The sequence below is a fragment of the Aquimarina spongiae genome, assembly GCF_900141785.1.
Classification (GTDB): Bacteria; Bacteroidota; Bacteroidia; order Flavobacteriales; family Flavobacteriaceae; genus Aquimarina; species Aquimarina spongiae.
This window is the reverse complement of sequence record NZ_FQYP01000001.1, coordinates 560,088-572,741: the sequence shown is the minus strand read 5'-3', so window position 1 is coordinate 572,741 and position 12,654 is coordinate 560,088. Positions and strand designations below refer to the sequence as shown.

Here is a 12,654-nt window from a genome sequence, read left to right as displayed (position 1 = left end):
TTACATCAAAAACTAAAAAAAATAATTTTAACATATTTATAAAATTAAATATGTATATTTGACCCATGGATAACAGTAAAATACTAGAGATCAACAAGGCACTATCTAACCCTACTCGATTGGATATTTTGAGGTGGTTAAAAGATCCTGAAGCTAATTTTCCTCCTCATCAGGAATTAGGACATTTTGATGATGGTGTTTGTGGGCAGTACATTCAGGATAAGTCTGGTTTATCTCAGCCAACTATCTCTCATTATTTATCAGGAATGCATAAAGCTGGTTTGTTGATAACCACCAGGCATGGAAAATGGACCTACTTCAAAAGAAACGAGAAGATGATAGCTGAGTATTTGAATTCTTTACGAGAATTATAAAAAATTTACAACAACATATTTATAAAATTAAATATATAATTATGAATATATTAGTAATTGGTGCCACAGGCACTATAGGAAAAGAAATTTATCATTCGCTAAAAAAACAATACAAAGAAGTATATGCAGCTCATCGCAAGAGCACTTCCTTCCCTGTTGATATAACCGATAGCCAATCCATTAAAAACCTATTTGAAAAACTTCCTAAATTAGATATTGTCATTAATGCAGCAGGAACCGCAACCTGGAAGCATTTTTCAGACCTTACTGAAGAAGATTATTATATCGGAATAAAAAGTAAATTAATGGGGCAAGTTAATTTGGTTCGTATTGCTCAGGATTATTTAAACAACAATGGAGCTATTACACTAACCACAGGAATCCTTGCAGAGCACTATGAATCCAAAGCTACCGCGTTGTCATTAGTAAATGGGGCTATTCATAGCTTTGTACAATCGGCATCCAACGAGTTAAAAAATAATATTAGACTTAATGTTGTAGCTCCCGGTGCAATTGCCGGAGATTTTCCAGAAAACCAAAAATTTGCGGGCTACTACCCTGTAGACATACAGAAAGTCATTGAAGTATACAAAAAAACTATAGAAACAAACAGCACAGGTCAAATCTTAAAAATTTACGAGTAATGAAAATTCCTATCTATCAAATCGACGCTTTTACCAAAACATTATTTGGTGGTAATCCAGCCGCAATTTGTCATTTGCCAGAATGGTTGGATGATGAAACACTATTAAACATTGCCAAAGAAAATAATTTGGCGGAGACCGGGTATTTTGTAAAAAAAGAAGATCATTTTGAAATACGCTGGTTTATGCCATACGAAGAAATTGACCTTTGTGGTCATGCAACTCTGGCAGCGGCATATGTTATCTTTAATCATATCGACACACATCTTGATGAAGTTACTTTTTCATCAAAAAGTGGTATTCTGAAAGCAAAAAAAGAAGAAAACGGAAGTATCACTTTAGATTTCCCAGCTAACCCACCACAAGAAATTGATATCCCGAAAGAAGTGTATGACGCATTTGATATAACACCCCTGAAAGCTTTTGCAGGTAGAGATTTAATGATCACCGCTTCTTCTGAAGCCGAAATACAAAATGTAACTCCGGATCTTTTCAAACTGAAGGGACTCCCCTATTTGTGTACCATTATTACTGCAAAGGGAGAACAAGCAGATTTTGTTTCCAGAGTATTTGATGCTAATCCGGAGATCCCTTTGGAGGATCCTGTAACCGGTTCGGCACACACGATGCTTGTTCCTTATTGGGCTAACATACTTGACAAAACTGAGCTAAAAGCGACTCAATTATCCGACAGAAAAGGAGAATTGCAATGTAGATTAGAAAACGACCGTGTATTCCTTACCGGATACGCTGTACCGTATTTAACAGGAGAGCTTGAAGTGAATTCAAAATAACACACATCATACATATGAAAACAATAGGCTTAATTGGAGGAATGAGCTGGGAGTCATCAGCTATGTACTACCAAATCATGAATACATACACAAAAAATATGCTTGGCGGTTTACACTCTTCCAGGAGTATATTACTAACTGTTGATTTTGCAGAGATCGAAAAATTGCAACGTCAAGGAGATTGGGAAACTCTTAATGAATTAATGGTAGACGCTGCAAAACAATTAGAAAATGCCGGAGCTGACTTTATTGTACTTTGCACCAACACCATGCATTTAACCAGTCCTGAGATTATCAGCAATGTTTCCATTCCTTTTTTGCATATCGCTACAGCAACTGGTGAGAAAATAAAAGCTTCAGGATTGCAAAAAATAGCGCTGCTTGGGACTAAATTCACTATGGAAAAAGATTTTTATAAAAATACTTTGCAACAGGATTTTGGTTTGGACGTAATCATTCCTAACGAAACTGATAGAGAAATTGTTCATAACATCATATACAAAGAATTAGTAGTAGGTAACCTTGTTGATGAATCCAGAGAAACCTTAAAAAAAATCATCAAGACCTTAGAAAAGCAAGGTGCGCAAGGTGTAATTCTAGGATGTACAGAGCTTCCTTTATTGATCAAACCAGATGATGTCGACATATTTGTATTTGATACCACAAAAATTCATGCGGAGCGTGCTGTAGAATTGGCACTAAACAACTAGATACAAACACCTATGGCCTTACTAAAAAACCATCAATGGATCTATACCAAGCGTCCGCAATCTATAGTTACTAATGAGCACTATACATTAAAAGAATCAACTATAGATACTTCAACGATTAAAGAAGGAGAAGCTTTGTTGCAATCAAAATATTGGAGTGTAGATCCATATATGAGAATTCAGCAATCTCAGCATAATACCTGGGAGGCACCACACCCTTTGTATACTGTTCAAGGTGGCGCTGTAGTAGGTCAAGTCCTTGTATGTAATGATCCCAAATCCAATATAAAAACTGGAGATTGGGTATTATCCTATACGGGTTGGCAAGAATATGCTGTTACTAAAACAAGTGAATTAAGAAAACTGAACCCCAACGAAGTTCCTGTAACCACTGCTCTTGGAATATTAGGAATGCCAGCGCGCATTGCATACTTTGGATTGATCGAAGCCGGAATACCTAAGGAAGGAGAAACGGTAGCAGTATCTGGTGCTTCGGGAGCTGTGGGACAAATTGTTGTTCAAATTGCAAAAATCAAAGGATGCAAAGTGATTGGTATTGCTGGATCAGATGAAAAATTAGCGTATTTAAAAAACGTACTCGGTGTGGATCAAGTGATCAATTACAAAAAATACCCATCTCATCAGAAAATTAAAGAATCGATTAAAGAGGCATGTCCAGAAGGCATTGATATCTATTATGATAATGTAGGTGGTTTCATTACAGATGCGATCTTTGAATTAATTAACCACAAAGCAAGAATTATTGTTTGTGGACAAATATCTCAGTATTCCGGAGGATTAGATACTCCAGAAATGGGGCCACGATTTTTACATCACATATTATACAAACGTGCGACTATTCAAGGGGTTTTAGCTCGAGATTATAATGACAGGATGGATGAAATGCTTTCAGAAATGACACCTTGGACTAAAAACGGAAGTTTAAAGTATCAAGAAACCATAATAGATGGTTTTGAAAACCTACCCATTGCTTTGAATATGTTATTTCATGGAAAAAATAAAGGAAAACTAATGGTCAAGTCCACAATCTAGTTATCCATAAACAATTGATTGATCTTGGATCTTAGTTTCCGTTTATAGTCTTCTTCTAACCAATCCCTGTAGTTCTTTGTACTTTTACTTATACAATAAGAATATCTACGAACTCTATATTCGATATCCGAAGCCAGCAGTTTACTGAGGATTCTCGCATCAAAAACATCTTCGCTATTCTCTACACACATACGAGCATGTTGTTCAATAGATTTTTCCAAAACCGTCAAGCTTCGTAGATTGTATTTTTTTGTTTTTGAATATTCTTCTTCTATATCGAAGTCAAAATCCGTGGAGTTTGCAAATTCTTTTCGGATATCATCCGGCATGACATACTTGAAATTTCTTTCAATTTCTTCATCTCCAATCAGATTATCGTAATAAAAATCTGGAGACCTAAAGATAGATTGCCAGTCTACATCAGAGTTCCACAATCCAAACCTTGCTGTATTATTTCCTAAATCAATGATCGAAAACTCTGGTTTTGTGGGCAGTATTCTAGATCCTCTACCAATCATTTGAAAATATAACGTGAGTGATTTTGTAGCTCTATTTAGGATAACCGTTTCTACGGTAGGTTCATCAAAACCAGTAGTTAAAATACTTACCGATGTTAGAATAGCGTCATCAGTTTCTTTAAACCATTTCAAGATATCTTCTCGTTCTTGCTTGCTATGCGTATTATCCAGATGACGTACGGGGTAACCTGCTCTTTTAAACGTATCATACACATAAATCGAAGTGTTGATCCCGTTATTAAAAACCAAGGTCTTTTTACCTTTACAGCGCTCCTCGTATGCTCTAAGCAGTTTATCCTGCATCAGCATATTGGTATACAGTTCCTCAGAAGATTTTACGGTGTAATCTCCGTTCATTCCTATTTTTAAGGATCCCAAACCTACGTCATAGGTATACGTAACTGGCTTAGCCAAAAACCCATTTCCAATCAAAGAATTAATGGTATCCCCAACGATAAGTTCATTGTAATTGTCCTTCATCGGGAGCTTCATGTTGGAGCTTAAAGGCGTCGCCGTTACCCCAAGAATAAAGCAATTTTTGAAGAATCTAAACAGTTTTCTGAAAGAATTATAATGCGCCTCATCAATGATCACCATTCCGATATCATTCAGTTCTAATTGATCATCGTTCAGACGATTATTCAGTGTTTCGACCATGGCCACAAAACACATATACTCATCCTGATCATATAACTGCTTTACAGAACTATTAATGATCTTATTTTTTACCCTAAACTCGCTTAGCATCTTAGAGGTCTGACCACATAGCTCTATACGATGCGTGAGTACCACTACCTTTTTCTTGGTACTTTCAATATATCGTCTTACGATTTCAGAAAAAATAACGGTCTTCCCTCCTCCTGTCGGAAGTTGGTACAAAAGATTATATTTTTCAGGAAATTCTTCTAAACGACCAAAGATTTTATCGATATCTCTTTTTTGATAATCGTATAAGACCTTTTTTCCTGTATTTTTTGTTTCGGTGGGGGAAAATCCCATGCAGCTTTGGTTAAAAATAAGCTACAAAATTAAGCACTTTATCAGGTTATACGAAACAAATCTTAAAATATATTTCTTCACTATTGTCGTTATGAAATGTTAATTATTGATAATTCTTTCATTTAGAAGTATCTCTTGTTTTAATTTTAGTGCCCAAACAATATCTAAATAGCACGTGGAAAAAGATCTAATTCCTGTTCAGGCGTTACTTATACCAAAACCCATTCTATATACTGGCAAAATACTGAATTGGATTTCTCCTTTTCTCGCTTCTCGATTTGCCGCTCGCATTTTTCTCACTCCGTTCGGTTACGAAATGCCGGAACGGGAAAAAAGCATGTATGAGCAAAGCAAAAAAGAGTTGGTTCGAGTAAGCTCCATCAATCGAGACATTATGGTGTATCATTATGGAGACACTCCAAAAAAAATACTTTTGGTACACGGATGGTCCGGTAGTGGAACACAATTATCAAAAATTGCAGATCAATTATTAGCTAAGGGATATAGCACGGTGAGTTTTGATGCCCCCGCTCATGGAAAATCTCCAGGAAAAAGAACCCTTTTACCTCATTTTATTGAAGCCATACATTACCTCGAAGAACAATATGGTCCTTTTGAAGCTGCAGTTGGTCACTCTCTGGGAGGTATGTCTTTATTGCGAAGTACAAAACATGGACTCAACATTCAAAAACTAGTTATTATAGGTACCGCCAATAGTATAACTGCAATCACCAAAAACTTTGCTAAAAATCTGCAGTTAACTGAAAAAGTAGCGACATTGCTTAAATCTTATTTTGATCATCGATACGGAGAGGATCTTAATAATTATTCTGGAGCTGTATCAGCAAAAGGAATCAAAATCCCAACGCTTGTGGTTCATGATAAAAACGATGTGGATGTACATTATAGCTCGGCTCATGAGATTACTGACGCCTTAGAAAATGGAGAGCTATTATTAACCGAACAATTGGGGCATCGCAAAATTCTTGGAGACCAAAAAGTCATTTCCCAAATTGTAAAATTTATTTTGGAATAATTGTTGATACGTTATTGAAAACGAATTTGTACGACTATTACTAAAACTTTATTTAATTTTAATTAAAAAATATGAAACGATTATTTGTATTATGTTTTGTAGCTTTAGTAGTAGGTTGTGCAGGTAACGCTCAAAAAAATGTCAAAAAGGAAAAGAAAGTATATGCTGTTTCTAAAACTAATGAGGAGTGGAAAGAGATTTTAACACCAGAACAGTACTATATTTTGAGACAAGCAGGAACAGAGCGACCCTATTCTAGTATATTGAACAAAGTATATGACGATGGGACCTTTCACTGCGCCGCTTGTGATACACCTTTGTATGAAAGCAAGTATAAATTTGACAGCGGAACAGGTTGGCCAAGTTTTGACAGAGCAGTAAAAGGAAATATTGAAAAAGACGTTGACTATAAAATAGGATATGCAAGGGTAGAATTAAAATGTGGAACCTGCGGTGGTCATTTGGGACATGCTTTTAATGATGGACCACGAGAAACCACTGGATGGAGACATTGTATCAATGGAGATGCACTAATATTTGTACCAGAAAAAACCAAATAATGAAAAAATACCCTGTAGAGAAAACCGAGCAAGAGTGGAAAGAACGACTTTCTGAAGATGAATATGTTGTATTGCGTCAAAAAGGAACGGAAAGACCATTTACCGGTAAGTACAACATGCATTTCGAAAAAGGAACGTACACCTGTATGGCTTGTAATGCTCCCCTATTTCATAGCAACACTAAATTCGACTCTGGGTGCGGATGGCCAAGTTTTGATGAGTCGATAGAGGGAAGTATCGAATATATAAGAGATACTTCGCATGGGATGATAAGAACCGAAATAGTATGTACAAATTGCGGAAGCCATCTGGGTCATGTCTTTGATGATGGACCTACGGCAACCGGACAACGGTACTGTGTGAATTCGGTTAGTATCGATTTTGACAAAAAATAATTTACAACAAATAAACACTTAGAATTTATGAAAAAGATTATTGCATTACTTTGTTTCTCTACCTTATTAATTACTTCTTGTACCAGTGATGATGATACAGATTTTGATACTATTGGAAGTACTTTTGAAATTACCAGAAGTTTTAATCCTGCTAATAACTTCACCGTAGAGGCAGTTGTACCCGACAATGTAGATGTATTCGACGCTGATGTGGCACTTGTATATATATTAGATCCTACAAGATCTACTGCACAATTAGATGTGTGGGAGCCACTACCAAGAACATTCTTCTTCTCACCTAGTGGTTTTGCTCAGTTTCAATTTAATTTCATATTCGATGCAGAGCAAAGTATCGCTAGTATAGAAATATTTTTAGAAAGTGACGATCTGGGAGCATTAGCAGCAGATATTACCGACAATCAGGTATTTAGAATTGTAGTTGTACCTTCTGCATTTGCAGAGAATCCTCCTGTAGATTTAAACAACCTGGAAGCGGTAAAAACAGCTTTAAAACTAGAGTTCTAAAGATTTGATATAAAACTAATATATCACAGAACACACGATAAATCGCACAAAAAATTAACACTATCCTTGGGATAGTGTTTTTTTTATGCTTAAATACATGAAAACCTTGTTTTAAGGAAAATCTAATTCCTTTTTAGAATCGCCGAATTATCCTTAAATTCGTGACTTCAAAAAAATCGACATTTATGAGCACATATGATATCATTGTTTTAGGTAGTGGTCCTGGAGGTTATCCTGCCGCGATTAGAGCTTCACAACTTGGGTTTAAAACCGCAATTATAGAAAAAGAAAGTTTAGGTGGTGTATGCCTAAATTGGGGATGTATTCCTACCAAAGCATTATTAAAAAGTGCACAGGTTTTTGATTACTTAAAACATGCATCAGATTATGGGCTTACTGTAGAGAATTTTGACAAGGATTTTGGAGCGGTTGTAAAACGCAGCCGAGGAGTTGCTGAAGGAATGAGCAAAGGAGTTCAATTCTTAATGAAGAAGAACAAAATTGATGTAATTGAAGGTTTTGGTAAACTAAAATCAAGCAACACCATCACGGTTACAGATGCAGATGGTAAAGCAACAGATTACCAAGGAAAACACCTAATTATTGCTACTGGTGCAAGATCAAGAGAACTACCTAATCTGCCACAAGATGGTAAAAAGGTGATTGGTTATAGAGATGCCATGTCTTTGCCAGAACAACCAAAGAAAATGATTGTAGTTGGATCTGGAGCTATTGGTGTTGAGTTTGCACATTTTTACAACGCCATGGGAACCGAAGTAACTATTGTAGAGTTCTTACCTAATCTTGTCCCTCTTGAAGACGAAGAAGTTTCAAAGCAGTTCGAAAGAAGTTTTAAAAAATCTGGAATCAAGGTAATGACCAATTCTTCTGTAGAAAGTGTAGATACCAGTGGAGATGGTGTAAAGGCTACTGTAAAGACTAAAAAAGGAGAAGAAGTTCTGGAAGCAGATATCGTATTATCAGCTGTAGGAATTAAAAGTAATATCGAAAACATAGGTTTAGAAGAATTGGGTATTGCTACCGATAGAGATAAGATTGTAGTAAATGACTGGTACCAAACTAATATCCCTGGCGTATATGCTATTGGAGATGTGGTTCCTGGTCCTGCCCTAGCACACGTTGCTACCGCAGAAGCTATTACCTGTGTTGAGAAAATTTCTGGAATGCACGTAGAACCTATCGATTACGGAAACGTTCCTGGTTGTACCTATGCTACTCCTGAAATCGCAAGTGTTGGAATGACAGAAAAGCAAGCTAAAGAAGCTGGTTATGAATTGAAGATCGGAAAATTCCCATTTTCTGCATCTGGAAAAGCAAGTGCTGCCGGTACTAAGGATGGATTTGTAAAAGTAATTTTCGACGCCAAATATGGAGAATGGTTAGGATGTCATATGATTGGTGCTGGAGTAACCGATATGATCGCTGAAGCAGTTTTAGGTAGAAAATTAGAAACTACAGGACACGAAGTGCTAAAAGCGATTCACCCACACCCAACCATGAGTGAAGCAGTAATGGAAGCAGTTGCTGATGCTTACGACGAGGTGATTCATTTGTAATAAATTTTCAAATTATCATAAAAAAAACCTCAAAGTAAACACTTTGAGGTTTTTTATTTTTTAAAACTATTATTTAGGAATCAAATCACAATACCAAAAAGAGGTATCCCAATTCTTATCTGCATCATCTTTAAAACAGTCATCGTCATCTTGATCGGATGCGGGTTCGTAGCCACGCAGTACCTTCTCTCCTATTTCAAAATCTATTGGTGATTTAAATATAGGACCATCATACACAAAAGTATGAAACTCTCCATTCTCTCCACAAGGATCTACTTCTGCAGGTAACTCTTCAATAAAACTGTGATCCAATACTCTACCACAAAAATGTTCATCCAGATATTTTGCATTTACACAAACGGTTATGGCCTTAAAGCCCAGATCAATGAATTCTCGAAGTAGTTTTTTGGTATCTTGTTTCCATAATGGAAAAGAAGCCTGTATTCCTACTTCATTTAATTGTTCTTCACGATATTTCCTGAGGTCTTCCAAGAAAATATCTCCAAAAACACAATGAGAATATCCTTGCTTTTTCAGCTGTTCTACCTCTCTTCTCATGGTGTCGGTGTAAATTTGCATAGACACTCGTGCAGGAAATTCAATTTTATGTAAAGGAATCCCTATGCTTTCCGTTTGTCGATCCAATAATTCTACACGCAAACCATGCATAGAAACTCGGTTATAATCTCTATTTACCGTGGTGATCAATTGCGAGATGTCAAATTCTTTATTTTGAAGCACATGGTATAGTGCGAGGGAAGAATCTTTCCCGCTGCTCCAATTAAAATAGGTCTTATGCATTATGCTATTTTAAAAAACTTTGTATGGCTAATTCATAACTCTGTAGCCCAAAGCCCAAAATAACCCCTTTTGCATTTGGCGAAATATAAGATTGATGTCTAAACGCTTCTCTTCCAAAAGTATTGGATATATGTACTTCTACTACAGGAGTAGCAATGGCCTTAATCGCATCTCCAATGCCAATAGAAGTATGTGTATATGCACCGGCATTAAGAATTACACCATCTACAACATCGTCTGCCTCTTGAATTTTATCGATCAATTCTCCTTCAATATTGGATTGGTAATACGACAAGTCAACAGAAGGGAACTGTTCTTGCAATTGTTTAAAGAAGCCTTCAAAAGTCTGATCTCCGTAAATACCAGGCTCTCTTTTGCCCAGTAAATTTAAATTTGGTCCGTTGATTATTAACAATTTCATTCTTGTACTGCTGGTTCTTGTCTTCTGTTGTTTTTGGTCTTAAATAAATAGCCTACGGATAACTGGACTAAAGAAGTATTGGTGGATACATCCAGCACATTGGTATCAATCACATCGCTAAGTCCTAGATTATAATGAGCTTGAATAAACAATCCGCTTTCGAACTTGTACCCTACACCTGCAATCCAACCAAAATCAAAATTATTAAAAGAATCAAAAAACTCTTCTGGAGTATCATCATCAGATTCTGTAGCATTAGCCAAAGTAGCAAAACGAGGACCTGTTTCTAAACTAAAATGATTTCCGAAATAAAACTTTGAAATTAAAGGAAGGGTTAGGTAATTTAGGCTGATCTTATTTTCTTCACCATTTTCTTCAATGGTATATCCTTGTGCAGAGTATAGTATTTCTGCTTGTATATAAATTTGTTGTGTAATCGGAAACTCTACTACGGCTCCAAGGTGCATTCGAATTCTAGCATCGGTATCCTCCACATCTCCACCGATATTGGCATAGTTAAGTCCGGCTTTAAAACCTGCTCTGGTATACAAAGGTTCCTCATCCTGTGCATAGGATGAAAAAGTAGCAAACAGTACAATTAGGGGCAAAAAGAATGTTTTCTTCATTTTTTTATTCTATAAAACGTACTCAAATGTAGTTTTATTTTTAAACATAAGTACATCTATAAAAGAAAAAAGCTTCTTGTTACTGTGTCTAAGAAGCTTTTTAATCTTTATTTTTTACTTATTATAAGAACATATATCCCAGAGAAAACTGAAAGGTTCCGTTTTTGATACCAGAATTATTAAATTCTACTTTTGAAATATCGGTAACACCAAGATTGTATCTTGTATCTATAAAGACACCTATTTCCCATTGATACGCTAATCCAAAACTTAATCCAAAATCAACGTCTGATAAGAATGATTTAATATCCTCATCAAATGTTTCTGTAACACCTCCAAAGCTATCTATCGCTTCTCTTCTGGCAGACAGTAAAAACCCTACGCGGCCCCACTTGAAAATTAAAACTTTTGCCAAGACAAAGTTGAAGCATGACCGGAATATTAAGATAATCAAGCTTAAAGATTGCTTCGAAATCAGAGGTTACAGTTTCTCCTCCTTGAGAAGAATATACCAATTCTGGTTGGACTGATATCTTATTTAGTACTGGAATTTCGGTCAATACACCTACGTGAAAACTTGTTCTATAATCAGTAGAGCCTCGAATCTCTGACAAATTAACCCCTGCTTTACCACCAAAACGAATTTTTTCTACTTGAGCCATAAGATGACATGAAACACCCAATAACCAGATTGCTAAAAAAACTTTTTTCATTATTATTTGTTGATTTAGTTTAGAAAGCAAATCTATTTTCAAAATGACACTGCAAATAGCATCATTGTTTCATTATCGAGGAGATATGTTTCTCAAAACGATCTTCAAGGAACATATGTTACAGCTATCAAAGAAAAAGGCGTTATGATCCACATAACGCCCTTTATACTAATCTTTTTCTAAGGATTACAATTTATACCCCACAGAAACTTGGAATACCGAATTTTGGACACTATCATCTCCGATTACATCTTCTTCAAAAATATTGGATAATCCCAAGTTGTAACGACCTTCAAAAAACAGTCCCATATCCAATTGATATCCTGCACCAAAATTAAGACCAAAGTCTACAGACCTCAATTGATCTTTGATATCGTCATCAAATGGTTGTCCTAGATCAGTACCTTCAGAATTTGCAGATAATAAGACCCCAATCTGAGGACCTGCCTGGATACTAAATCCTTTTGCTGCATAAAATTTAGCCATTAAAGGAATGTTTAAGTAATCTAATTTAGTTTTAGATTCAAAACCATCCTCATCTACCTGAGTTCCCTGAGAAGAATACAGTAATTCTGGTTGAAACGCGAATTTTTCAGAGATCGGAATTTCTACAAGTCCACCGATATGGAAACCGGTACGATTATCTGTTCCTTCATTATCTCCTTTTACATTATTGAAGTTTACACCCGCTTTGGCTCCAAAACGAATTGACTCTTCTTGTGCGTTCATACTAACCCCGATAAATGCAATCGCGATAAATGCTAAAATTTTTTTCATAATTAATGTTTGTTTATTTAAAATTTACAGAACCTGATAAAACAAAGACCTTGCCACTTTTATTTTTCTTCTGATCATTCACTACAAATTTGAAGAAGAAAACAACTCACATTTTAATCGCTTACAGTTTG

At 35.8% G+C, this 12,654-nt stretch carries 17 protein-coding genes; 10 read left to right on the top strand and 7 right to left on the bottom strand.

Going from position 1 to position 12,654, the window contains the following annotated elements:
• The first annotated feature begins 65 nt into the window (after window positions 1–65).
• Genes BUE24_RS02515 through BUE24_RS02495 form a run of 5 tightly spaced genes read left to right on the top strand, consistent with a single transcriptional unit; the run spans window position 66 to window position 3,575 of the window.
• A complete protein-coding gene (locus BUE24_RS02515; protein WP_073313465.1) occupies window positions 66–374 on the top strand; it encodes an ArsR/SmtB family transcription factor in 309 nt (102 codons plus the stop codon).
• Between the two features lie 41 nt (window positions 375–415).
• Window positions 416–1,018 (top strand): short chain dehydrogenase, encoded by a 603-nt coding sequence (locus BUE24_RS02510; protein WP_073313464.1) that lies wholly within the window; start codon window positions 416–418, stop codon window positions 1,016–1,018.
• The gene (locus BUE24_RS02505; RefSeq protein WP_073313461.1) at window positions 1,018–1,812 is read left to right on the top strand and encodes a PhzF family phenazine biosynthesis protein; all 795 of its coding nucleotides are present in this window, start codon (window positions 1,018–1,020) and stop codon (window positions 1,810–1,812) included. Before BUE24_RS02510 ends, BUE24_RS02505 begins: the two co-directional genes overlap by 1 nt.
• Window positions 1,813–1,826: 14 nt before the next feature.
• On the top strand, window positions 1,827–2,522 hold the full coding sequence (locus BUE24_RS02500; protein WP_073313458.1) for an aspartate/glutamate racemase family protein: 696 nt from the start codon (window positions 1,827–1,829) through the stop codon (window positions 2,520–2,522).
• A 12-nt stretch (window positions 2,523–2,534) separates the two neighbouring features.
• Entirely contained in the window at window positions 2,535–3,575 is a 1,041-nt protein-coding gene (locus BUE24_RS02495) for an NADP-dependent oxidoreductase (protein WP_073313455.1), read from the top strand.
• Here the strand turns inward: BUE24_RS02495 and BUE24_RS02490 are convergent.
• Window positions 3,572–5,092: a DEAD/DEAH box helicase gene (locus tag BUE24_RS02490; RefSeq protein ID WP_073313452.1), complete on the bottom strand. Its 1,521-nt coding sequence runs from the start codon at window positions 5,090–5,092 to the stop codon at window positions 3,572–3,574. The genes BUE24_RS02495 and BUE24_RS02490 overlap by 4 nt on opposite strands.
• Window positions 5,093–5,267: 175 nt before the next feature.
• Between BUE24_RS02490 and BUE24_RS02485 the strand changes: the two genes are divergently transcribed.
• The 5 genes from BUE24_RS02485 to lpdA all read left to right on the top strand — a co-directional run bounded on the left by BUE24_RS02485 (window position 5,268) and on the right by lpdA (window position 9,185).
• Window positions 5,268–6,128, top strand: a complete 861-nt coding sequence (locus BUE24_RS02485) for an alpha/beta fold hydrolase (RefSeq protein WP_073313450.1) — start codon at window positions 5,268–5,270, stop codon at window positions 6,126–6,128.
• Between the two features lie 71 nt (window positions 6,129–6,199).
• On the top strand, window positions 6,200–6,688 hold the full coding sequence (gene msrB, locus BUE24_RS02480; protein ID WP_073313448.1) for a peptide-methionine (R)-S-oxide reductase MsrB: 489 nt from the start codon (window positions 6,200–6,202) through the stop codon (window positions 6,686–6,688).
• Window positions 6,688–7,083 carry a peptide-methionine (R)-S-oxide reductase MsrB gene (msrB, locus tag BUE24_RS02475; RefSeq protein WP_073313445.1) on the top strand — a complete coding sequence of 132 codons (396 nt, stop codon included), beginning with the start codon at window positions 6,688–6,690 and terminating at the stop codon, window positions 7,081–7,083. Before msrB (BUE24_RS02480) ends, msrB (BUE24_RS02475) begins: the two co-directional genes overlap by 1 nt.
• Before the next feature lie 27 nt (window positions 7,084–7,110).
• Window positions 7,111–7,608, top strand: a complete 498-nt coding sequence (locus BUE24_RS02470) for a hypothetical protein (protein ID WP_073313443.1) — start codon at window positions 7,111–7,113, stop codon at window positions 7,606–7,608.
• Window positions 7,609–7,793: 185 nt separating this feature from the next.
• On the top strand, window positions 7,794–9,185 hold the full coding sequence (gene lpdA, locus BUE24_RS02465; RefSeq protein WP_073313440.1) for a dihydrolipoyl dehydrogenase: 1,392 nt from the start codon (window positions 7,794–7,796) through the stop codon (window positions 9,183–9,185).
• Window positions 9,186–9,254: 69 nt separating this feature from the next.
• On the opposite strand, the gene BUE24_RS02460 is transcribed toward lpdA, so the two are convergent.
• The 6 genes from BUE24_RS02460 to BUE24_RS02440 form a co-directional block, all read right to left on the bottom strand.
• Window positions 9,255–9,986, bottom strand: coding sequence for a Dph6-related ATP pyrophosphatase (locus BUE24_RS02460; protein WP_073313437.1), 732 nt, complete (start codon window positions 9,984–9,986; stop codon window positions 9,255–9,257).
• 4 nt (window positions 9,987–9,990) lie between these two features.
• On the bottom strand, window positions 9,991–10,407 hold the full coding sequence (aroQ, locus tag BUE24_RS02455; protein WP_073313435.1) for a type II 3-dehydroquinate dehydratase: 417 nt from the start codon (window positions 10,405–10,407) through the stop codon (window positions 9,991–9,993).
• Complete coding sequence (locus BUE24_RS02450) at window positions 10,404–11,033, bottom strand: porin family protein (protein WP_073313432.1); 630 nt, start codon at window positions 11,031–11,033, stop codon at window positions 10,404–10,406. The genes aroQ and BUE24_RS02450 overlap by 4 nt, the downstream gene beginning before the upstream one ends.
• A 121-nt stretch (window positions 11,034–11,154) precedes the next feature.
• A complete protein-coding gene (locus BUE24_RS23665; RefSeq protein WP_139241896.1) occupies window positions 11,155–11,448 on the bottom strand; it encodes a hypothetical protein in 294 nt (97 codons plus the stop codon).
• On the bottom strand, window positions 11,375–11,695 hold the full coding sequence (locus BUE24_RS24440; protein ID WP_425290156.1) for a porin family protein: 321 nt from the start codon (window positions 11,693–11,695) through the stop codon (window positions 11,375–11,377). The genes BUE24_RS23665 and BUE24_RS24440 overlap by 74 nt, the downstream gene beginning before the upstream one ends.
• A gap of 237 nt (window positions 11,696–11,932) precedes the next feature.
• On the bottom strand, window positions 11,933–12,523 hold the full coding sequence (locus tag BUE24_RS02440; RefSeq protein WP_073313429.1) for a porin family protein: 591 nt from the start codon (window positions 12,521–12,523) through the stop codon (window positions 11,933–11,935).
• Between the last annotated feature and the right edge of the window lie 131 nt (window positions 12,524–12,654).

Excerpts from the sequence above, each read along its gene's own strand:
- BUE24_RS02515 (WP_073313465.1), top strand. The coding sequence starts at position 66 with ATGGATAACAGTAAAATACTAGAGATCAACAAGGCACTATCTAACCCT.
- BUE24_RS02510 (WP_073313464.1), top strand. The coding sequence starts at position 416 with ATGAATATATTAGTAATTGGTGCCACAGGCACTATAGGAAAAGAAATT.
- BUE24_RS02505 (WP_073313461.1), top strand. The coding sequence starts at position 1,018 with ATGAAAATTCCTATCTATCAAATCGACGCTTTTACCAAAACATTATTT.
- BUE24_RS02500 (WP_073313458.1), top strand. The coding sequence starts at position 1,827 with ATGAAAACAATAGGCTTAATTGGAGGAATGAGCTGGGAGTCATCAGCT.
- BUE24_RS02495 (WP_073313455.1), top strand. The coding sequence starts at position 2,535 with ATGGCCTTACTAAAAAACCATCAATGGATCTATACCAAGCGTCCGCAA.
- BUE24_RS02490 (WP_073313452.1), bottom strand. The coding sequence starts at position 5,092 with ATGGGATTTTCCCCCACCGAAACAAAAAATACAGGAAAAAAGGTCTTA.
- msrB (WP_073313448.1), top strand. The coding sequence starts at position 6,200 with ATGAAACGATTATTTGTATTATGTTTTGTAGCTTTAGTAGTAGGTTGT.
- msrB (WP_073313445.1), top strand. The coding sequence starts at position 6,688 with ATGAAAAAATACCCTGTAGAGAAAACCGAGCAAGAGTGGAAAGAACGA.
- BUE24_RS02470 (WP_073313443.1), top strand. The coding sequence starts at position 7,111 with ATGAAAAAGATTATTGCATTACTTTGTTTCTCTACCTTATTAATTACT.
- lpdA (WP_073313440.1), top strand. The coding sequence starts at position 7,794 with ATGAGCACATATGATATCATTGTTTTAGGTAGTGGTCCTGGAGGTTAT.
- BUE24_RS02460 (WP_073313437.1), bottom strand. The coding sequence starts at position 9,986 with ATGCATAAGACCTATTTTAATTGGAGCAGCGGGAAAGATTCTTCCCTC.
- aroQ (WP_073313435.1), bottom strand. The coding sequence starts at position 10,407 with ATGAAATTGTTAATAATCAACGGACCAAATTTAAATTTACTGGGCAAA.
- BUE24_RS02450 (WP_073313432.1), bottom strand. The coding sequence starts at position 11,033 with ATGAAGAAAACATTCTTTTTGCCCCTAATTGTACTGTTTGCTACTTTT.
- BUE24_RS24440 (WP_425290156.1), bottom strand. The coding sequence starts at position 11,695 with ATGGCTCAAGTAGAAAAAATTCGTTTTGGTGGTAAAGCAGGGGTTAAT.
- BUE24_RS02440 (WP_073313429.1), bottom strand. The coding sequence starts at position 12,523 with ATGAAAAAAATTTTAGCATTTATCGCGATTGCATTTATCGGGGTTAGT.